This window comes from Pseudarthrobacter cremeus (assembly GCF_051857465.1).
In the GTDB taxonomy this organism is placed as follows: Bacteria; Actinomycetota; Actinomycetes; order Actinomycetales; family Micrococcaceae; genus Arthrobacter.
In genome coordinates, this window is sequence record NZ_JBPZHC010000007.1 from 71,182 (window position 1) to 91,985 (window position 20,804).

General features: G+C 65.3%; 17 protein-coding genes. 9 read left to right on the forward strand and 8 right to left on the reverse strand.

Annotation, left to right across the window (positions count from 1 at the left end):
- The first annotated feature begins 10 nt into the window (after positions 1 to 10).
- From msrB to ACS5PJ_RS14065, 8 genes are all read left to right on the forward strand, one after another.
- A complete protein-coding gene (gene msrB, locus ACS5PJ_RS14030; RefSeq protein WP_439435480.1) occupies positions 11 to 529 on the forward strand; it encodes a peptide-methionine (R)-S-oxide reductase MsrB in 519 nt (172 codons plus the stop codon).
- Between the two features lie 150 nt (positions 530 to 679).
- Positions 680 to 2,047: a DUF6421 family protein gene (locus tag ACS5PJ_RS14035; RefSeq protein ID WP_439435481.1), complete on the forward strand. Its 1,368-nt coding sequence runs from the start codon at positions 680 to 682 to the stop codon at positions 2,045 to 2,047.
- Between the two features lie 80 nt (positions 2,048 to 2,127).
- Positions 2,128 to 2,853 (forward strand): SDR family oxidoreductase, encoded by a 726-nt coding sequence (locus ACS5PJ_RS14040; protein ID WP_439435649.1) that lies wholly within the window; start codon positions 2,128 to 2,130, stop codon positions 2,851 to 2,853.
- Between the two features lie 35 nt (positions 2,854 to 2,888).
- Positions 2,889 to 4,040 carry a threonine aldolase family protein gene (locus ACS5PJ_RS14045; RefSeq protein WP_439435650.1) on the forward strand — a complete coding sequence of 384 codons (1,152 nt, stop codon included), beginning with the start codon at positions 2,889 to 2,891 and terminating at the stop codon, positions 4,038 to 4,040.
- Positions 4,041 to 4,098: 58 nt separating this feature from the next.
- Positions 4,099 to 4,752 carry a DUF3000 domain-containing protein gene (locus ACS5PJ_RS14050; protein WP_439435482.1) on the forward strand — a complete coding sequence of 218 codons (654 nt, stop codon included), beginning with the start codon at positions 4,099 to 4,101 and terminating at the stop codon, positions 4,750 to 4,752.
- A gap of 43 nt (positions 4,753 to 4,795) precedes the next feature.
- Positions 4,796 to 6,124 (forward strand): HRDC domain-containing protein, encoded by a 1,329-nt coding sequence (locus tag ACS5PJ_RS14055; RefSeq protein ID WP_439435483.1) that lies wholly within the window; start codon positions 4,796 to 4,798, stop codon positions 6,122 to 6,124.
- A 114-nt stretch (positions 6,125 to 6,238) separates the two neighbouring features.
- The gene (locus ACS5PJ_RS14060) at positions 6,239 to 7,540 is read left to right on the forward strand and encodes a thiolase family protein (RefSeq protein WP_439435484.1); all 1,302 of its coding nucleotides are present in this window, start codon (positions 6,239 to 6,241) and stop codon (positions 7,538 to 7,540) included.
- Positions 7,537 to 9,702, forward strand: coding sequence for a 3-hydroxyacyl-CoA dehydrogenase NAD-binding domain-containing protein (locus ACS5PJ_RS14065; RefSeq protein WP_439435485.1), 2,166 nt, complete (start codon positions 7,537 to 7,539; stop codon positions 9,700 to 9,702). Before ACS5PJ_RS14060 ends, ACS5PJ_RS14065 begins: the two co-directional genes overlap by 4 nt.
- 94 nt (positions 9,703 to 9,796) lie before the next feature.
- Here the strand turns inward: ACS5PJ_RS14065 and ACS5PJ_RS14070 are convergent, their stop codons facing one another.
- Positions 9,797 to 10,615, reverse strand: a complete 819-nt coding sequence (locus ACS5PJ_RS14070; RefSeq protein ID WP_439435486.1) for a DUF2382 domain-containing protein — start codon at positions 10,613 to 10,615, stop codon at positions 9,797 to 9,799.
- A 191-nt stretch (positions 10,616 to 10,806) separates the two neighbouring features.
- The gene (locus ACS5PJ_RS14075) at positions 10,807 to 11,025 is read right to left on the reverse strand and encodes a hypothetical protein (RefSeq protein WP_439435487.1); all 219 of its coding nucleotides are present in this window, start codon (positions 11,023 to 11,025) and stop codon (positions 10,807 to 10,809) included.
- A 104-nt stretch (positions 11,026 to 11,129) separates the two neighbouring features.
- On the opposite strand from ACS5PJ_RS14075, the gene ACS5PJ_RS14080 reads away from it, so the two are divergent.
- Positions 11,130 to 12,554, forward strand: a complete 1,425-nt coding sequence (locus tag ACS5PJ_RS14080) for a mycothione reductase (protein WP_439435488.1) — start codon at positions 11,130 to 11,132, stop codon at positions 12,552 to 12,554.
- 11 nt (positions 12,555 to 12,565) lie between these two features.
- On the opposite strand, the gene ACS5PJ_RS14085 is transcribed toward ACS5PJ_RS14080, so the two are convergent.
- The 6 genes from ACS5PJ_RS14085 to acnA all read right to left on the reverse strand — a co-directional run bounded on the left by ACS5PJ_RS14085 (position 12,566) and on the right by acnA (position 20,677).
- Positions 12,566 to 13,591, reverse strand: a complete 1,026-nt coding sequence (locus ACS5PJ_RS14085; RefSeq protein WP_439435489.1) for a nucleoside hydrolase — start codon at positions 13,589 to 13,591, stop codon at positions 12,566 to 12,568.
- Between the two features lie 13 nt (positions 13,592 to 13,604).
- Complete coding sequence (locus ACS5PJ_RS14090) at positions 13,605 to 14,582, reverse strand: aldo/keto reductase (RefSeq protein ID WP_439435490.1); 978 nt, start codon at positions 14,580 to 14,582, stop codon at positions 13,605 to 13,607.
- A 10-nt stretch (positions 14,583 to 14,592) separates the two neighbouring features.
- A complete protein-coding gene (locus ACS5PJ_RS14095; protein ID WP_439435491.1) occupies positions 14,593 to 15,153 on the reverse strand; it encodes a hypothetical protein in 561 nt (186 codons plus the stop codon).
- On the reverse strand, positions 15,150 to 15,767 hold the full coding sequence (locus ACS5PJ_RS14100; protein ID WP_439435492.1) for a DUF402 domain-containing protein: 618 nt from the start codon (positions 15,765 to 15,767) through the stop codon (positions 15,150 to 15,152). Before ACS5PJ_RS14100 ends, ACS5PJ_RS14095 begins: the two co-directional genes overlap by 4 nt.
- Entirely contained in the window at positions 15,764 to 17,737 is a 1,974-nt protein-coding gene (gene dxs / locus ACS5PJ_RS14105; RefSeq protein WP_439435493.1) for a 1-deoxy-D-xylulose-5-phosphate synthase, read from the reverse strand. The genes ACS5PJ_RS14100 and dxs overlap by 4 nt, the downstream gene beginning before the upstream one ends.
- Before the next feature lie 129 nt (positions 17,738 to 17,866).
- Positions 17,867 to 20,677 carry an aconitate hydratase AcnA gene (acnA, locus tag ACS5PJ_RS14110; protein WP_439435494.1) on the reverse strand — a complete coding sequence of 937 codons (2,811 nt, stop codon included), beginning with the start codon at positions 20,675 to 20,677 and terminating at the stop codon, positions 17,867 to 17,869.
- Between the last annotated feature and the right edge of the window lie 127 nt (positions 20,678 to 20,804).

Consider the following 20,804-nt stretch of genomic DNA (forward strand, 5'->3'; position numbering starts at 1 on the left):
TGACCACACTATGAGCATCTTCGGATACAGCATTTTCGGAAACAAGGCCACAGATTCCGTTCCTGGCGCGGTCACTGATACCGGTACTTCCGGCAACCCCGGGCCCGCAGTCCGGAAATCGGACGACGAATGGCGGCAGGAACTCACGCCCGAGGAATACCGCGTGCTGCGGCAGGCCGGTACGGAACGTCCCTTCACAGGCGAGTACGTGGACACACACACCGAGGGTGTCTATCAATGCCGCGCCTGCGGGGCCGAACTTTTCAGGAGCAACGAAAAATTCGACTCCCACTGCGGTTGGCCCTCCTTCTGGGCACCGCTGGCGGACGGCACCGTCCGTTACATCCATGACCGGACACTCGGCATGGAACGTGTGGAAGTCCGTTGCGCGAACTGCGACTCCCACCTGGGCCATGTGTTTGAGGGCGAGGGGTACGGCACCCCCACTGACCAGCGGTTCTGCATCAATTCAGTGTCCCTGAAACTGATGCCACGGGCTGGCGCGATGGAAGGATCCTCCGAGGCCTAATCCGGCCAGACGGTGCTGTGCCTGTATCTGGACACGCTTTTCCTGCAGTCGAGCATGAGAATGTCTTACGCTAGGGCTCATTTTGAATTAGGGAATCTGGTTGCTTGTTACGCTCGCCATAGAGCTTAGCAACGAGAAAGGCAGTCCGACATGACCGTCACCATCACCAGCGCCCCCACCCGGATTTCGGCGGAGAATCCGGCCTGGATCCGGCTCCGGACGGAAGCACAGGCATTACAGGCGCTTCAGGTCCAGGACGGTTCGGTGGCCGACCCCGGCCACCACGCCGCGGCGCAGATGCATGTCTCCGCCCTTATAGGCTCCCTGGCCCAGCTGGCGCCCCTTCTTCCCCACGATACGGATTACCTCGAGGCAGTCGCCGCCGACTTCCACACCTGGGCCGGCGCAGGATTCGGGGTTCCGGACTTCCTGAACTCGCTTCTGGCCTTCCAGCCCCAGCTCCAGCGCCATGACGGACTGCAGCATGTGGTCATCTTCCCCATGTACACCCAGAACGGAAGCAGCAGCAGGCTGGTGGAGGCCGTCCTGATCGAAGTCATCTGGCCGGACTTTGTCGCCGAACTTGAGTCCGGTGGCTACTCCAACAAGCTTTTTGTGCCTGTCAGGTTCCTGGACTTCACGGCCGGCTACAACACCAATTCGGCCGTGCTGTTCCCGGAAACCGTGGCGGTCCGGCAAACGCCCGCCTTCACGTGGGGGGCGATCTTCGCGGACCGCGAGGCTGCCCGCTTCCGGCGGGTACTGCGCGCTGCGGCCGAAACCACCTCGCTGGAGCTGCCGGCCGGGGCCGCCGAGCTGCTCGCGGACCAGAAACTCACCGAGGCCACATTTGTCATGTGGGACCTGATCCACGACCGCACCCACATGCGCGGGGACCTGCCCTTTGACCCCTTCATGATCAAGCAGCGCATGCCGTACTTCCTGTATTCACTCGAGGAACTCCGCTGCGATCTCACCGCCTTCCGCGAATCGGTGCGCATAGAACACGACGACGACGCTGGCCCCGAGGCCCGGCGGCACGCCAAGCTCGTGCAGTACGCCATCATCTTCGATAGGATTTTCCGCTTTGCGATCACGGGCAGCCGGGTGCGCAATTATGACGGCCTCGGCGGACAACTGCTGTTCGCCTGGCTCCACCAGCACCACGTCCTCCATTGGACGGACAGCCGGCTCAGCATTGACTGGGACCAGGTGGCGGACGCCGTCATCGCCCTCGGGACCAGGATCGAGGAGCTCTACTGGCGTTCCATCGACCGGCCCAAGACGGCCCACTGGCTCGCCGCCTATGAGCTGATCTCAGCAACGCTCACGCCCAGCCCGGCGTCGGTCTGGGCCAAGGGGTCGGACGCCCTTCCGGTTTCCGGTCCCCCGCGCGGGCTGACGGACCAGGTGCTTGACGACGAATTCCCGCTGTCCATGTTCTACGAGGCATTGGAGAAGAAAATGCGTCCCGTCATCGAATCCACGGCAGGCATCACCGGAACGTCGGAACTGTGAGTGAAGCTGTGAGTCCAAACCGTCCCACGGGCGCACCGGACGCACCCGAGGCACCGCGTGCGCCGGAGGGCGGCCGTGCGCTGAACGTCCTGGTCACCGGCGGCAGCGGAGCATCGGGGGTTGCGGTGGCCCGGGCCCTGCGGCAGGCCGGGTTCCGGGTCTTCACCGTGGGCTCGGACAGGCTGCGCATCGAAGACGCAGCACGGCGGGCGGGCGACGGCGTGACGCCGCTGGTCTGCGATCTTGCGGATCTGTCTGCTGTCCGGGACCTGCGGGAGACCCTCGCGGGCACCGCGGGTCCGCCGGACGCCGTGATCCACCTGGTGGGCGGCTGGCGCGGCGCGACGGGGATCGAGGACCAGAGCGACGACGACTGGGAGTTCCTGGAACGCGGCGCCATCACCACGCTCAGGAATGTCACGCGCGTTTTCTATGCCGATCTGGCGGCTTCCCCCAGCGGGCGGTTTGCCATGGTCTCCTCGACAGCTTTGGACAGACCGCTCGCCGCCAACGCCAGCTACGTGGCGGCGAAGGCAGCCGCCGAAGCCTGGACCATGGCCATGGCAGAAGGACTGGGAAGCAGCGCTGCAGGCAAGGACAGCCCTGACGGCACAGGCAGTGAACCCGGCAGCGCCGCCGTCGTCCTGGTGGTGAAGGCGCTGGTTGATGCTGAACTCCGGAAGAGGCACCCGGAACGGACATTCCCCGGCGCCACCGACGTCGAGGAGCTGGCGGCCGCCGTCGTCGGACTTTTCAGCCGCCCGGCAGGCGAGCTGAACGGCCGCCGGCTGGTCCTCGCCTCCTGACCCCTTTTCCCTAGACTGAGAACGTGAGCAAAGCAATGACAACAACTGCCCAGGACCCCACTATGGTCGAGCACGGCAGCGCACGGCTGCACGATCCGGCCGTCCGCGGTTTCGCTTCGGACAACTATTCAGGAGTCCACCCGGAGGTGCTGGCGGCCATGGCTGCGGCCAACGAAGGCCACCAGGTATCCTACGGCGAGGACGACTACACGGCCCGCCTGCAGGAGCTGATGGAGGACCACTTCGGCGCCGGCATCGAATGCTTCCCGGTGTTCAACGGAACCGGCGCCAACGTCCTGGCCCTGCAGTCGCTGCTGCCACGCTGGGGCGCGGTGGTGTGCGCCTCCACGGCCCACATCAACATGGACGAGAACGGCGCCCCGGAACGGATCGGCGGGATCAAGCTCCTCCATGTCCCCACCCCCGACGGCAAGCTGACCCCGGAGCTGATTGACCGGGAGGCATGGGGCTGGGGTGACGAGCACCGTGCCCAGCCCCTGGCCGTGTCCATCACCCAGACCACTGAACTCGGGACCTGCTACACGCCCGGGGAGGTCCGGGCGATCGCGGATCACGCCCACGCCAAGGGCATGAAACTCCACATGGACGGCGCCCGGCTGGCCAACGCCGCCGCGCATCTGCAGGTGCCCCTGCGGGCTTTCACCCGCGACGCCGGTGTGGACATCCTGTCCTTCGGCGGCACCAAAAACGGGCTGCTGTACGGCGAAGTGGTGGTGGCACTGAACCCCGAAGCTGCCCACGGCCTGATCTACCTGCGCAAAATGAACATGCAGCTGGCTTCGAAAATGCGTTTCCTCTCTGCCCAGTTCATTGCCCTCCTCGAAGACGGTCTGTGGCTTCGGTCCGCGTCCCATGCCAACGCCATGGCTGCACGGCTCCGCGCCGCCGTGGACACCATCGAAGGCGTCCGGCCCACCCAGAAGACCGAATCAAACGGGGTGTTCGCCATCCTGCCGGCCGGTGTGGCGGACCGTCTGAGGGAGTACTTCCGGTTCTACGACTGGAACGCCGCCGCCGGCGAGGTCCGCTGGATGTGTTCCTTCGACACTACCGAGGAGGACGTCGATGCGTTTATTGCCGCTATCCGCCGTGAGCTTTCAGATCACGCTGAAAACGGCGCCCCGGTACAGGAAACGGGCAGCGCAGAAGGCAGGGCAGCCAAGTAGCATGGAGCGGACGACGGCGAGCCTGCACGGCCTGCCCGCTGCAGGTGCGTAATCTGCGATGGTGAACTCACTCGCCCAGGTTCCCCCGGAATTTCTCCACGCCTTGGGAACCCTCAGGAAGGCCCAATGCCGCAGTGAACTGCGCCTGGCGGAAATTCCGGCCCCCGCGCGTCTGGCACCATACGCCGTTGCGCTTGGCGCCGAGGTCATGGCTCCGGGTCCCGGCGCTGCCACGAAACCAGTTCACGGTCCTGCCGCCATGGCCCTTGCGGCCGCCTCGGGAACGGAGGACGAGGATGAAACCGAGCTGGCCACCGGCCGCTTCATCCTGCTCCACGACCCCGAGGGCTCCGCGGTCTGGGACGGCGAATTCCGCATTGTCACTTACATCCGGGCCCAGCTGGAGCCCGAGATGGGCAATGACGAGATGCTGGGCACCGTGGCATGGACCTGGCTGGTAGAGGCACTCGAGAACCACAAGGCCCCCTACCGGGCCGCCGGCGGAACTGCCACCCGTGTCCTGTCCGAGAGCTTCGGGACGCTCTCTGACCGGCCGGGGACCATCGACATCGAGCTGCGTGCTTCCTGGACGCCCTCGTCCTCGGACGTCACGGCCCATCTGGAGGCGTGGTCTGAGATGGTGTGTACTTTTGCCGGCCTGCCGCCACTGCCTGACGGCGTCTCAGCCCTGCCGCGCCGGCGCCGGACCTAGGCGACCGAACCAGGGCGCGCCTTGTCGGTAAACTGAACTCATCATGACCCCTCACATTCCGGAAAACACCACGGCCGGCGCTCCGGCTGCTGAGACCGCTCCCCACATCACGGTGGAAGGCTTCGACAGCCCCATCCCCGTCATCATCGACCTCGACGCACCGCGCGACGGCGTTCCGCTGGTGATCGAAACCCGGTCCGGACTGGAGCGGGCAGCGGCAGCCATCGCCGCCGGAACCGGTCCCGCAGGGGTTGATGCCGAGCGGGCCTCCGGCTTCCGGTACGGCCAGCGCGCGTTCCTGGTCCAGATCCGTCGCGAAGGCTCAGGCACGTGGCTGATCGACCCCGAACCGTTCAGAAACCTGGGCATCATCAACGACGCCCTCAAGGGTGTGGAATGGATCCTGCATGCGGCGAGCCAGGACCTGCCCTGCCTGCTGGAGCTTGGCATGTGGCCGGACAAGCTGTTCGACACGGAACTGGCAGCACGGCTGGCCGGACTCCCCCGTGTTGGGCTGGCCGCCGTTATCGAACAGCTGCTGGGCTTCGGCCTGGCCAAAGAACATTCGGCGGCCGACTGGTCCACCCGGCCCCTGCCTGAGCCCTGGCTGCGCTACGCGGCGCTGGACGTTGAGGTCCTGACCGAGCTGCGCGAGGAACTCATCGACCTGCTGCAGGCGGACGGCAAACTCGACTACGCGGAACAGGAATTTGCCGCCATCCTGGCCGCAGGGGTGGCCCCGCCGCGGGTGGACCCCTGGCGCAAGACATCGGGCCTGCACCAGATCCGGGACCGGCGCCAACTGGCGGCGGTCCGTGAACTGTGGCTGGAGCGCGATTCGCTGGCGCAAAAGCGCGATGTTGCGCCGGGCCGGCTGATTCCGGATTCCGCACTGGTCTCCGCCGCGAAGGCGATGCCGAACACCGTTCCCCAGCTGCTGGGCACCAAAGGCTTCCATGGCCGGGCGGCCCAGCGGGAGGCACCGCGCTGGCTCCGGTGCATCGCTGCGGCCCGTGACCTGGCCGAACTTCCGCCACTGCACCTGCCCACCAACGCTCCGCCGCCGCCCCGGGTGTGGGCCGACCGCGACCCCGAAGCCGCAGCCCGGCTCGCCACGGCGCGTCCGCTCCTGCAGGAAAAGGCCGATGAGCTGAACCTTCCGCTGGAGAACCTCCTCACGCCGGACTACCTCCGGCGCGTGGCGTGGCGTCCGCCTACGGATATCAGCGAAGAAACAATCGCTTCGGAACTCCGTGCCCTGGGAGCCCGCGCGTGGCAGGTGGGCCTGGTGGCGCCGCTCATCCTTGAAGCTTTCCTTCATCCGCAGCCGTTGCCGGCAAAGGAAGCGAAGGCCGCCGCAGCTTCCGAATAACCCTCATTCCGGAGCCTTGCAGACTAAGTTACTGGCGAGTAACATAGTGTGCACTGCCGCCTGTCACTGCCCTTGGCTTCTGACCGGCGCCCATGTCTCGATGAGGAGTAACACGTGAGCCACCACGGAAGCAGCGGATCACCGCGCATTGTCCGCGATGTCGTTTTTGTTGACGGCGTCCGCACACCCTTTGGCCGGGCCGGAGATAAAGGCATCTATGCCGGAACCCGTGCCGACGATCTGATGGTCAAGTGCATCCGCGAACTGTTGCGCCGCAACCCCACCCTGCCGGCCGAACGGATCGACGAAGTGGCAGTGGCGGCCACCACCCAGACCGGCGATCAGGGCCTGACCCTGGGCCGCACTGCGGCCCTCCTGGCCGGCCTCCCGCGCACCGTTCCGGGATTCGCCATTGACCGCATGTGTGCCGGCGCCATGACAGCAGTCACGACGACGGCGAGCGGCATCGGTTTCGGCGCCTACGACGTCGTGATTGCCGGCGGCGTGGAGCATATGGGAAACCATCCGATGGGGTCCGGCGCCGATCCCAACCCGCGGTTCATGGCGGAGCGGCTGGTTGACCCCGCCGCACTGAATATGGGCAACACGGCCGAAAACCTCCACGACCGTTTCCCGGCCATCACGAAGGAACGCACGGACGCCTACGCCGTCGCCTCGCAGGACAAATTCGCCGCAGCGTACGGCAACGGGCAGATCCAGCCCGATCTGGTGCCCGTGGCCACCCTCAAACCAGGGCAGGGCTGGACGTTGAACAGCGTTGACGAGCCGCCCCGGCCCGGCACCACCCTGGAGGACCTGGCCGCCCTCCGCACCCCGTTCCGGGCTCACGGCCGGGTGACCGCAGGCAATGCCGCCGGGCTGAACGACGGCGCCACAGCCGCCGTCCTGGCATCCTCCGAAGCCGCAGCAGAACTCGGCCTGCCCGTGAAGATGCGGCTGGTCAGCTACGCCTATGCCGGCGTCGAACCCGAAGTGATGGGGATCGGCCCCGTACCGGCCACCGAAAAGGCTTTGAAGAACGCCGGACTCGCCATCGGGGACATCGGGCTATTCGAAATCAACGAAGCCTTCGCGGTCCAGGTGCTCAGTTTCCTGGACCACTTCGGAATTTCCGACGACGATCCCCGCGTCAACCGCTACGGCGGCGCCATCGCGGTGGGGCATCCGCTCGCCTCGTCGGGCGTCAGGCTGATGAACCAGCTGGCCCGCCAGTTCGAGGAGGATCCCTCCGTCAGGTACGGGATCACCACCATGTGTATTGGCCTTGGCATGGGGGCCACCGTGATCTGGGAAAGCCCGCATCACGCAGACTACAGCGGCACCGTCACCACCGCGGCCGGTGCCCAGGGCAACCAAGCCACAACCGAAGCAACCACTGAGGGAGCCGCAGCATGAGCGCCGCCGATTTCACCAAGCTTGCCGAACTCTTTCCCGACGAAAGGGTGACGCACTCCTTCGTCCGGGACATCCAGCTGCCGGCTACCGCCGGCAAGCCCAGCCCCGGCGTCTTCGCGTTGATCACCCTGGACAACGGCCTGGACCACACCAAGCCCACCACGCTTGGTCCCAACACCCTGATTGAACTGGGCACGGTCCTGGAAGGTCTCAGGGAACGTGCGGGCCGCGGCGAGATCGTGGGCGTGGGTGTGACCGGCAAACCGTACTTCCTCGTGGCAGGGGCTGACTTGTCCTCGGTCAAGTCGCTCAAGACACGCGACCAGGGGCTGTGGATGGCGCAGCTGGGGCACGACGTGTACGGCACGCTGGCCAATCTGGGCGTCCCCGGCTTCGCCTTCATCAACGGGGTGGCGCTTGGCGGTGGCCTGGAGATTGCCCTGCAGTCCACCTACCGCACGGTGTCCACCGCGGCCGGGGCGTTGGCACTGCCGGAAGCTGCCCTCGGCCTGGTCCCCGGCTGGGGCGGCGTCTACATCCTGCCGCGGCTGATCGGACCGGAGAACGCAGTCAAGGTGATGATCGGGAACCCCCTGAGCAACAACCGGGCCCTGAGCGGCCCGGAGGCTTTCGAGCTTGGCATCGCCGACGCCCTGTTCGAGCCTGCCGACTTCCTCGAGCAGTCCCTTGCCTGGGCAGCCAGGGTCATCACCGGTGAAACGGTCCCGGAGCGGGCCAACGCCGTCGACCCCTCCATGCCGGCCATCGGCGAGCGCTGGGACAAAGCCGTAGCGGCAGGCCGGGCACTGGTGGAAGCCAAGACCTCAAACGCGTCCCCGGCCCCGGCGAAGGTCCTGGACATTCTTGAAGCCAACCGCACCATGACGCAGGCAGAATCTGCTCAACTGGAGTGTGAGACGCTCGCCGGGCTGATGCAGACCGATGAGTTCCATGCCACCGTCTACGCCTTCCTGGACCTGGTGCAGAAAAGGTCCAAGCGTCCCGCCGGAGCACCGGACCGGACACTGGCGCGGCCGGTCACCAAAGTGGGCGTGGTGGGCGCCGGGCTGATGGCAAGCCAACTTGCCCTGCTGTTCGCCCGGCAGCTTAAAGTCCCCGTGGTCATGACAGACATTGACCAGGCCCGGGTGGACAAGGGAGTGGCCTACGTCCATGCCGAGGTTGACAAGCTTCTGGGCAAGAAACGGATCACCCATGACGCAGCCAACCGTACCAGGGCGCTGGTCTCCGGTTCTGTATCCAAGGAGGCCTTTGCGGACGCCGACTTCGTCATCGAGGCCGTTTTCGAAGAACTGAACGTCAAGAAGCTGGTCTTCGCAGAAGTTGAAGCCATCGTTTCGCCGGACTGCATTCTCGCGACCAACACGTCCTCCCTGTCCGTCACTGCGATGGCCGAAGACCTGGCACACCCCGAACGGCTGGTGGGCTTCCACTTCTTCAACCCGGTGGCGGTGATGCCGCTGCTGGAAATTGTGCGCGCACCCAGGACCGACGACGCCGTACTGGCCACCGCGTTCGAGCTCGCGAAGGGACTGAAGAAGACGGCGGTGCTCGTCAAGGACGCACCTGCCTTTGTGGTCAACAGGATCCTGCTGCGGCTGATGGGCGAAGTGATCGCGGCCTTTGACGAAGGCACCCCCGCAGAGGTGGCCGACAACGCGCTGCGCCCCATGGGCCTGCCCATGACCCCGTTCACCCTCGGCGCCATGGTGGGCCTTCCGGTGGCCCAGCATGTCCAGGAATCGCTGCACGCCGCTTTCGGTGAACGCTTCCCTGTCTCTGCCAACCTGCAAAAGCTCATTGACAACGGCGTGAAGTCCCTCTGGGCGCCCACTGAAGGGGGCAGCCAGGAGATCCCGGATTCAACCCTCTCGCTGCTGTCCGTTGGCACGTCACCGTCCACCGGTGAGGAAGTACTGCAGCGCGTCCAGGATGCCCTGGCCGAGGAGATCGGGCTCATGCTGGACGAAGGTGTGGTGGCCGGCCCCGAGGACATCGACCTCTGCATGATCCTCGGCGCCGGCTGGCCGATGTTCCTGGGGGGAATCACCCCCTATCTGGACAGGGTTGGCGCCTCGGAGCGGGTCAACGGCAGGCGCTTCCAGGCGCCGGGTGTGGCGTCCAGGTCCGTCACGGTCTAGGCACGAGCCCACAAAAGGGCCGGTGCGGCGGGCTGATATCAGCCCGCCGCACCGGCCCTTCGTTGAGAAGCAACCCTCGTGGATGACGGTTTGCCTACCGGCGGGTGTCGTCGATCCCGTCGGTCTCAATGCGTTCCTTGCGGACCTGCTCATCCACGGTGACGTCATCGGTGACGGTCTCCTTGTCGAGCCGGACCCGCTCCACCGGTACGGTCTCCTTCTCCACGACAGGCCGCTCTTCGTGCAGGGTCACCTCGTGCTCCTCATCGCTTAGCTCCGGACCGGACATTGCGTTGCCGCGGTTGGCGTCAGTGATCGGTTCGCGTTCCAGCCTGACTTCCTCGCGCTGCACGGGCACCGTCCTGGTGACATTCTCAGTGGTGACGTACTTGCGCAGACGCACCCGTCCGGTGGCTTCCCGTTCCGTGCCAATGTTCACCCGCTCCTCCGACCGCGTCATGGCGTCATCGGTGGTGGGCCCGGACGTGTCCCGGCCAACGGTGCCCCGGGTATTGTCGGTGTCGTACGTGCCCGCCCGGCCGGTGGCCGCAAAATCGGCGTCCGTGCCTTCGCGGGCCTCCGTGTAAGTGCGGTTACCGCCGAGCTCGTAATGCTTGTAGAGCCGGTCCTCTTCGGCCGGTTCAAGGTGTCCGTCAGTGTCAACCCGGGGAGCGTCCTTGATCTGGTCCTTGCTGTACGGAACCACGAGGTCGTTGCCCTCAACCCGCGCAGTTTCCAGCGGCACGAATGACTCGGACATGCCGAACAGGCCCGTCCTGACCGTTACCCAGGTGGGCTGGCCGCTGTCATCATCCGAGTAGACCTCTCCGATGGAACCGATCTTGTTTCCGTCGGCGGAGAGAACGTCTCCACGCTTGTTAAGCAGGTCCTCGATGTGTTCCTTGGCGAGCATGATGCCTCCTTGGCTTCGATGTATTGCTTGCTTGGCTTCCGTGGATTGCTACTGCCACTGGACCTACTGTAAGCATGCTTAGTATCATTTTGACAAGCATACTTAGTAGTTATTTCGCGATGGTGTGTTGCGGGCACACCAGCAGTTCAGGCCCGGTGGTCTGACGCCTGGCCGTAGGGGAAGGGAGCCGGTTACTTTTCGCCGTCGGCCGCCGAGTCCTTTGTGGCTTCGTGGGCAGTTTCCTCATGATGTTCGACTTTGTGGCGCGCTTCTTCCAGGTGGTGCTCCAGCTTCTCCTCCGCTGCCCGGCGCCGCTGGCCGACGGTCCGGATCTGCTGGGTGGTTGGTGCCGCGTGCGCATGCTGGTGCGGGCCCGAGTCCCGCGGGGTCTCAGTGTGGTTCTCGCTCATAATGGCATCGTCCCACCCGGGGTGCCCGTCGGGAAGACCATGCGGGACATACTTGACCGCAAAACCGGACCGCCTCGGCAAGCTGCCCGGCCGTACGATTGACCATGCCCCATTACGATCTCGCCATCATCGGTTCCGGCTCGGGAAACTCCCTGATCACCCCCTTCTGGGACGGCAAGAGGGTGGCGCTCATCGAGGGCGGCGTCTTCGGCGGGACGTGTGTGAATGCCGGATGCATCCCGACGAAAATGTTCGTCTACCCGGCGGGCCTTGCCGCCCTTCCCGCCGAAGCGTCACGCCTCGGCGTGGAGATGACGCTGGAGAAGGTCCGCTGGAACGCCATCCGCGACCGGATCTTTGGCCGCATCGATGCCATCTCGGAGAGTGGACGCCGCTACCGGGCCGAGGAACTGGACAACGTGGAGCTCTACCAGGAATTTGTGCGTTTCACCGGCCCCCGCTCCCTCCGGACAGAGTCCGGCATCGACATCACGGCCAGCCGGATTGTGGTGGCCGCCGGCTCGCGTCCGGTGCTGCCGGACGTCCCCGGCGTAGACCTCCCGCAGGTCCACACCTCTGACACCGTCATGCGCATCGATGGCCCGCCGCGGCAGGTTGTGGTTGTCGGCGGTGGCTACATCGCGGCGGAGTTCGCCGCCATTTTCCACGGCTTCGGCTCCGAAGTGGTCCAGGTCAACCGCTCACAGCGTCTCCTGCGCAACAACGACGAGGAGATTTCCCGGCGGTTCGCCGAGGCTGCAGCGCGCCGATGGAAGCTGGAGCTTGGGTTCTCGCTCCGGGCAGTGGAGGACAACGGGAACGGCCGGGTCACAGCAGTGTTCGACGACGACGACGGCGAGCAGTTGCGTCTCGAGACGGACATCGTGCTGTTGGCCACCGGACGTGTGCCCAATACGGACCGGTTGGATGTTGAAGCAGCAGGCTTCGACCTGGGCGCCGACAAAACACTCTCGGTCGACGCCCGGCTGCGGATTCTCTCCAGCGGAAAGCCGGTGGAGGGCGTCTATGCCCTGGGTGACATCGCCAACCGCTACCAGCTGAAGCATGTTGCCAACCGGGAGGCGCGCGTGGTGGCCCACAACCTGGAACATCCCGGCGGACTGCGTGGCATCGACTACACCGCCGTACCGTTTGCGGTTTTTAGCAACCCCCAGATTGCGGCGGTGGGGATGACAGAGGAGGAGGCCCGGTCCGCGGCCGCCAAGGATAGTGACATCGCCGTAGCTGTCCAGGAGTACGGCACCACAGCATACGGCTGGGCAATGGAGGACTCCGAGGGCATCGTCAAGCTGATCGCGGATAAGGCCACCGGCCACCTGCTGGGAGCCCACATCATGGGGCATGAGGCCTCACTCCTGATCCAGCCGCTGGTCCAGGCGATGGCCATACCAACCCCCGTGTCCGTACTGGCCCGGGGACCCTTCTGGATCCACCCGGCGCTGACCGAAGTGGTGGAGAACGCCCTGCTGGCGCTGGATGTGGACTGCCCCGGGGATGCGCCGCTGTAGCGCAGGCGGGCTCAGCCCATCCGGCGTGCCAGTCCCCCGATGGATGCCACCAGCTCTTCAAAGGCTGCGGCGGGATGATTGTCCGTGACGATCCGGGCGTTGGGTGGCTTGCCCCACAGGTCCCGGTAGTCCGCGACGGTGGTGCCCCTCAGCAGCGGGGAGTCCACTTCCACGTCCACCGTGGCCAGGCGGGTACTGTAATCCAGGGTGCCTGCGGCGACACCTGCCGCGAAGTAGTCGTGGACGTGCGCCAGGTATCCCTGGTTGTAGAGCCGGTGGAATTCGAAGTAGAACCGCAGGGCATCGGACAGGTGGCGCACCAGCGGGTTCTCTGACGTGCTCCTGAGCCCCACAGGCTGTTCAGGCAGCACCAGCTCCTCCACGGCACACCCGGCCGCCGCCGCGAGCCTGCGCACATGCCCGGGCCGCATCTCCATCCGCTCGGTGGTGTCCAGCGAACACACAATCGGCAGCCGATCCTCCGGCAGGCCGCTGAAGGCCGCATAGACTTCCTTGGCCGCCTGCGGATCGACATGGGTGTTCCACTCCGCCGTCGGTGTGGTGTTTCCCTGGTGGAAGAAGCTGCCGCCCATGATAACCACCTTGCCCAGGAGCTCCGGCAGACGGGGTTCACGCCTGATGGCCAGGGCGAAGTTGGTCAGTGGCGCCGTGATCAGCGCAGTCAGCTCCCCTGGATGTGCCCGTGCAGCCTCCACCCAGAGGTCCGCGGCATGTCGCGGCGAAACCGCGCCGGACGGAGCAGGCAGGACCGCGTAGCCGATTCCCTGCGGGCCGTGGGTCTCAGGCGAGACGACCAGCGGGATGGCGAGCGGTACCTCCGCGCCCACCGCGACCTCCACGTTGCGCCGGCCGCACAGCTCCAGCAGGGCAAGGGTGTTGGCCGCCACCTGCCGGGCATCCACATTCCCTGGGGACGCCGTCACGGCCACAAACTCCACGTCCGGCAGCGACGCCAGGTAGGCCAGCGCAAGGGCGTCATCGATCCCGGTATCCACGTCCACCAGCATCCTGGTCATCGCCACGGCCACCTTAGAAGAGAGCGACTTTGGGGACCTTGGGAAAAATGTCATCGAGTTCGGCGAGATCCACGGGCGAGGGCACCCAGGCAACGGCCTCCGCGTTCTGGCGGATCTGTTCGGGGCGCGTGGCTCCGGCGATCACGCTGCTGACGGCCGGCTGGGCCGCGAGCCAGGAAAAGGCCACCTGGATCTCTGTCAGGCCGCGTTCCGCGGCGAAGGTGGTGAAGCGCCGGAGCTGGCCCCAGTCGGCGTCGTGCACCATGTTGGTCCGGGTATGGCTCAGCCGTGAGCCGGCGGGCGCCGTGCCCGGAGAATACTTGCCCGTCAGGAGCCCGTTCGCGAGGGGGAAATACGGCAGGACGCCCAATCCATAGGCCTCCGCCGCGGGGGTGACCTCCAGTTCGGCCCGCCTGTCGAGGAGATTGTAGTGGCTCTGGCTGGAGATGAACCGCGTCCTCCCTGCGGCCCTTGCCACAAACTCAGCTTCGGCGATCTGCCAGCCGGCACGGTTTGAGTGCCCGATGTACCGGACCTTGCCGCTGGCCACGAGGTCATCAAGGGCGCTCAGCGTCTCCTCGATGGGGGTCAGCGGGTCCGGGGTGTGGAACTGGTAGAGGTCGATCCAGTCTGTGCCCAGCCGGCGGAGGGAGGCCTCGGCCGCACGGATGATGTAACGCCGGGACCCCCTGGCACCGTAGTCGGGGCCGTTGGCGCCACGCATGTTCATGCCGAACTTGGTGGCCACCACGGCCTGGTCCCGCCTGCCGGAGAGGGCCTTGCCCAGCATTGCTTCACTGAGCCCTGGCTCGCGCCCGTAGTTGTCCGCGACATCAAACAGGGTCACGCCTGCGTCCAGGGCAGCATGCACGACGGCGTCGGAACCGGCTTGCGACTCGGTCGCCGTGTTTGCGCGGCCCAGATTGTTGCACCCGAGGCCCACCACTGAGACGGTGAGTCCGGAGTTGCCCAGGCGTCGGTATTCAGTCATGGACTTTCCCCTAAAGGCTGAAACCGGTGCCGGGCTTCGCGGAGTACTTGAGCTTGAAATTGTCGGGTTCGTTGAACGGAGCGGCGCCAATGGTCAGCTTGGTAAAGTCCAGGTCCTCCCCGCGTGCGCAGACCTTGATCGCGTTGACGGCTTTGTTCACCTCGGGGCAGAGGCAGAAGATGTTCAGCTTATAGTCGCTGAATTCCGAGCGCTCAACAGTACCAAGGCCCCGCCACGCCAAGTGGCTGATGAGCGCATCCTTCGCTTTTTCCTCCAGGTAGCGGTCCCGGTCCGTGCCCTCCCTGGTCTTGAGGGCGAACTGGGCAACCACCCAGAACTGCTCCTCCTCGGGAATTTCAGCGAAGCCGTCCTCCGCGCACTGCACGGCAAAGGCATCCATCAGTCCCTCGGCTGCAGCGGCGTCGGGAACATCGGTTTCCTCAGTCTTGCTCTGGTGGCCCACAACGCCGTAGTTCATCACGAACTGGCTGTAGTCCTCATCGAACCAGCCTTCACGGAAGTGCAGTACTGCCTCGTCGTCCTTTTTGTAGACCCTGATGATTCCGCTCATGACCGTCCCTTCGTGAACCACTCGACGTCAGTTCCGTCGAACGGTGCCTGCTGCGCCTTGACGGCCTGATAAAGCTCATCCGCGGCCACCTGGATATCCTCCACCAGCCGGTCCGGGTAATTCATGCTCACGCGGTGCTCCGCGAATTCGTCCTGGTCATCGATAAAGACGCCGCGCCCGGCCATCCGGATGACGTCAAGGTCCATGTCAATCACATGGAACTCGGTGACGGCGGGCCTGATGTCGGTCCATTCGTGGGCAACGGCCAGATCAACGTAGACCCTGACCCCATTGGGGTGCGCGTCGTCATAGAACGTTGCAACCCAGTCGCCCGAACGCGGCACCAGGAGCACGGCGTCGGACCGGGTGTAGAACGCGGCGCCTGGCCGTGAGCAGAACTCGTTGGTCCCCTGGAAGATCCACCAGCCGTGCCGGTCCTCGCCAAGGTACCGTCCGGGGACCACCCAGTGGGCTTTTCCGTTCCATTTCCTGTTCCGGGCAACCACCAGCTGCCCGGGCTGCAGGCCGGAGGGAACCCGGGTGGTGCTGGTATGCAAGGCCGGGCCGCGTTCCGTGAGGGCGCCCGGATACTTCAGTGCGTCTTCTTCCCTCACAGAATCGGAAGGCTGCCGGTGGTGGGGTGCGCCTGGCCCGGCAAAGGACGCGCGAAGGGGACTTTTGTCCCCAGAACCTGCGCGACGACGTCGTGCGTTATCTGCTGTGCCGTCAGCCCCACCCGCTCCAGGACCTGGCTCCGGGTTCCGTGGTCCAGGAATTCCGCCGGGAGCCCCACCTCGTTCAGGGCGGTGTCCACCCCGGCCGCGCGCATTTCCTGCCGGATCCGTGATCCGACGCCGCCGGCCCTGACGCCGTCCTCGATGCAGATGACCAGCCGGTGGTGTGAGGCGAGGGCAATGATGGACCGGCGCACGGGCAGCACCCAACGGGGGTCGACCACGGTGGTGCTGATTCCCTGGGCACCCAGCCTGTTGGAAACGTCGAGGGCCAGTTCGGACATGGCTCCCACGCTGACGATCAGGACATCGTTCTCGGTGGAGCCGGCCGGCCTGCGGGCCAGCACATCAACGCCGTCGTTGAGCCGTTCGATGGCTTCGACTTCGGCGCCCACGGTCCCCTTGGAGAAGCGGACCACGGTGGGAGCGTCGTCGATGGCCACGGCCTCGCGGAGCTCTTCGCGCAGCCGGGACGCATCGCGCGGCGCGGCCAGGTGGAGTCCCGGAACGATCTGGACCATGGCCATGTCCCACATGCCGTGGTGGCTGGCCCCGTCCGGACCGGTGACGCCGGCCCGGTCCAGGACAATGGTCACGCCGGCCTTGTGCAGGGCCACGTCCATCAGGAGCTGGTCGAAGGCGCGGTTCAGGAAGGTGGCGTACACGGCCACCACGGGGTGGAGCCCGCCGAAGGCCATGCCGGCCGCGGAGGTGAGGGCGTGCTGCTCGGCAATGCCGACGTCGATCACCCGGTCAGGGTGTTTTGCGGCAAATTTGTGCAGGCCCACCGGGATCAGCATGGCGCCCGTGATGCCCACGATGTCGGCTCGTTCATCGGAAATGGCAGCGATCTCGTCGGCGAAAACAGAGGTCCAGGACTGGGCTCCGGAGGCCCCCGTTGGCTCACCCGTTTCAGGGTCGATAATGCCGACGGCGTGGAACTGGTCCGCCTCGTGGGCCCTGGCCGGCGCGTAGCCGTGCCCCTTTTCAGTCATGGCGTGCACGATCACGGGGCCGGCGTAGTTCCGGGCCGTGGACAGGGCGTGCTCCATGGCCTGGAGGTTGTGGCCGTCCACAGGGCCGATGTACTTCATGCCGAGGTCCTCGAACATGCCCTGCGGCGCCCACCAGTCCTTGATGCCCTTCTTCATGGCATGCAGGCTCCGGTAGGTGAACTGGCCCACGGGGCCGCCGTTCTGGAGCTTCTTCTTCCACCAGTCCAAGGTGCCCTCATAGGCCGGTGCGGCCCGGAACGAGTCGATGGTGGGCCGAAGCGAGGCCAGGTAGTCGGCGAAGCCGCCAACGGTGGGCGCATAGGAGCGGCCGTTGTCATTGACCACGATCACCACGCGCCTGCGTTTGTCGGCTGCGATGTTGTTGATGGCTTCCCAGGCCATGCCGCCGGTCAGGGCACCGTCCCCCACGATGGCGACGACGTAGCGGTCGCCTTCACCGGTGAGCTGCCGCGCCCGGGAGATGCCGTCGGCCCAGGACAGGGACGAGGACGCGTGGGAGCTTTCCACGATGTCGTGCTCGGACTCGGCGCGGGAGGGGTAGCCGGACATGCCGCCCTGCTGGCGCAGAGTGCTGAAGTCCTGGCGGCCCGTGAGGAGCTTGTGGACGTAAGACTGGTGGCCGGTGTCAAAGACGATGCTGTCACGCGGCGAATCGAAGATGCGGTGCACGGCAAGGGTCAGTTCCACAACGCCGAGGTTGGGACCGAGGTGTCCACCGGTCTGGGAGACGTTGGTGATCAGGAAACTCCTGACCTCAGCGGCCAGCTCTTCGAGCTGCTCTGGAGACAGCTCGTTCAGGTCCTGCGGATTCCGGATGGTGTCCAAGATTCCCAATGACCCCTCCTTCGGGTGGTAGACGTGCCTATTAACTCTAACGCCTCGACTGAAATGCAAAGCCGAAGCCCCGGCAGGTCGGTGACCGGCCGGGGCTTCGGGGAGGTGCTGCGTAGGTTCAGATATCAGCTAGTTAGCGGAGATCTGGCGCAGGACGTACTGCAGGATGCCACCGTTGCGGTAGTAGTCGGCTTCGCCCGGTGTATCGATGCGGAGTACAGCATCGAAGGACTTGGCGGAGCCGTCTTCGGCGGTGGCGGTGACCTTCAGCGTCTTGGGGGTGGTGCCCTCGTTCAGGGCAGTCACACCCTCAACAGCGAAGGTCTCGGTGCCGGTCAGTCCCAGGGTGGCGGCGGACTCGCCGGCCGGGTACTGCAGCGGAAGGACGCCCATGCCGATCAGGTTGGAGCGGTGGATGCGCTCGTAGCTTTCGGCGACGACGGCCTTGACGCCCAGGAGCGCGGTTCCCTTGGCTGCCCAGTCACGGGACGAGCCGGAGCCGTACTCCTTGCCTGCCAGGACCACCAGCGGAGTGCCGGCTGCCTGGTAGTTCTGGGCGGCGTCGTAGACATAAGCCTGCGGACCGTCGGCCTGGGTGAAGTCGCGGGTGAAGCCACCCTCAACGCCGTCCAGGATCTGGTTCTTGATGCGGATGTTCGCGAAGGTGCCGCGGATCATGACTTCGTGGTTGCCACGGCGCGAGCCGTAGGAGTTGAAGTCCTTGCGCTCCACACCGTTGGCCAGCAGGTACTGCCCGGCCGGGGTGTCGGACTTGAAGGAACCGGCCGGGGAGATGTGGTCGGTGGTGACCGAGTCCCCCAGCTTCAGCAGGACGCGTGCACCGGTGATGTCGGTGACCGGCTCCGGCGTGGCCTTCATGCCCTCGAAGTACGGGGGCTTCCGGACGTACGTGGAGTTCGGATCCCAGGCGAAGGTGTCGCCGGCGGGGGTGTCGAGCGCCTTCCAGCGCGCGTCGCCGTCGAAGACTCCCTCGTAACCGCGGGCAAACATGTCCTTGTCGATCGAGGAATCGATGACCTGCTGGACCTCCACCGGGTTCGGCCAGATGTCCTTGAGGAAGACGTCGTTGCCGGCTTCGTCCTTGCCCAGGGCGTCCGTGTCGAAATCGAAGTCCATGGAACCGGCCAGGGCGTAAGCGATGACCAGCGGCGGTGAGGCCAGGTAGTTCATCTTCACGTCCGGGTTGATGCGGCCTTCGAAGTTGCGGTTACCGGAGAGCACAGCGGTGACGGAGAGGTCATTGGCCTGGATGGCCTCGGAGATCTCGGGGTCCAGCGGGCCGGAGTTGCCGATGCAGGTGGCGCAGCCGTAGCCGACGATGTAGAAGCCCAGCTTCTCCAGGTACGGGGTCAGGCCCGACTTCTCGTAGTAGTCGGTGACGACCTTGGAGCCCGGAGCGACGGAGGTTTTGACCCACGGCTTGGACGTCAGGCCCTTGTCCACGGCGTTGCGTGCCAACAATGCTGCGGCGAGCATCACGGACGGGTTGGACGTGTTGGTGCAGGAGGTGATCGAGGCGATGGAAACCGCTCCGTGGTCCAACTCGAACTCGCGGCCGTCTTCGGTCTTGATGTGGACCGGGCTGCTCGGGCGTCCGTTGGCACCGTTCGCGGCGGATTCAACACGGCTGGTCTCTGTGGTGTGCGAGTCAGCGTGCGTGAAGGACGGCGCGTCCGATGCCGGGAAGGACTCGTCCAGTGACTCGTCCACGCTGCCGTCTTCGATGGCGACGTAGTTGTGGATGTCCTTGCGGAACTGTTCCTTGGCGTCGGTCAGCTCGATGCGGTCCTGCGGACGCTTCGGGCCTGAGATGGAGGGAACCACCGTGGACAGGTCCAGCTCGAGGTACTCGGAGAACTTGATCTCACGGGAAGGATCGTGCCAGAGGCCCTGTTCCTTGGCGTAGGACTCCACGAGGGCGACGTTGGCGTCGGACCTGCCGGTGAGGCGCAGGTAGTCCAATGTGACGTCGTCAATCGGGAACATTGCGGCGGTGGAGCCGAATTCCGGGCTCATGTTGCCGATGGTGGCGCGGTTTGCGAGCGGCACAGCCGCGACGCCTTCGCCGTAGAACTCGACGAACTTGCCCACCACACCGTGCTTGCGGAGCTGCTCGGTGATGGTCAGCACAACGTCGGTAGCAGTCGCGCCGGCAGGGATGGACCCGGTCAGCTTGAAGCCCACAACACGCGGGATCAGCATGGAAACAGGCTGTCCCAGCATGGCCGCTTCGGCTTCGATGCCGCCAACGCCCCAGCCCAGCACACCCAGGCCGTTGACCATGGTGGTGTGGGAGTCGGTTCCAACGCAGGTGTCGGGGTAGGCGCGCAGGGCACCATCAACTTCGCGGGTCATGACCGTGCGGGCCAGGTATTCAATGTTCACCTGGTGCACAATGCCCGTTCCGGGGGGAACAACCTTGAAGTCATCAAACGCGGTCTGGCCCCAGCGGAGGAACTGGTAACGCTCCCCGTTCCGCTGGTATTCGATCTCCATGTTGCGCTCCAGTGCGCCGGAGTTACCGAAAGCGTCGATCTGCACGGAGTGGTCAATGACCATTTCCGCCGGAGCAAGGGGGTTGACCCGCTTGGGGTCTCCGCCAAGTTCCTTGACCGCTTCACGCATTGTCGCCAGGTCAACCACGCAGGGTACACCGGTGAAGTCCTGCATGATCACGCGGGCAGGCGTGAACTGGATTTCTGTATCGGGCTGGGCATCAGGGTCCCAGCCGGCCAAGGCGCGGACGTGATCGGCAGTGATGTTCGCGCCGTCCTCGGTCCTCAACAGGTTTTCAAGCAATACCTTGAGGCTGAACGGAAGGTTTTCTGCACCTTCAACGGAGTTCAACCGGAAAATTTCGTATTCGGTTCCGGCTACATTAAGTTTGCCTTTTGAACCGAAGCTGTCCACAGTGCTCATCGCAGGACTCCTCTCGCAACAGTTTCATCTTTGTCGCGCGGTAGACCGCTTGCTAGTTAGGCAGGCCTAATAAGACTGGCCTAAGAAAGTTGCAGGAGGCCGGCCGCGAAATACGGGGCGCGACGTG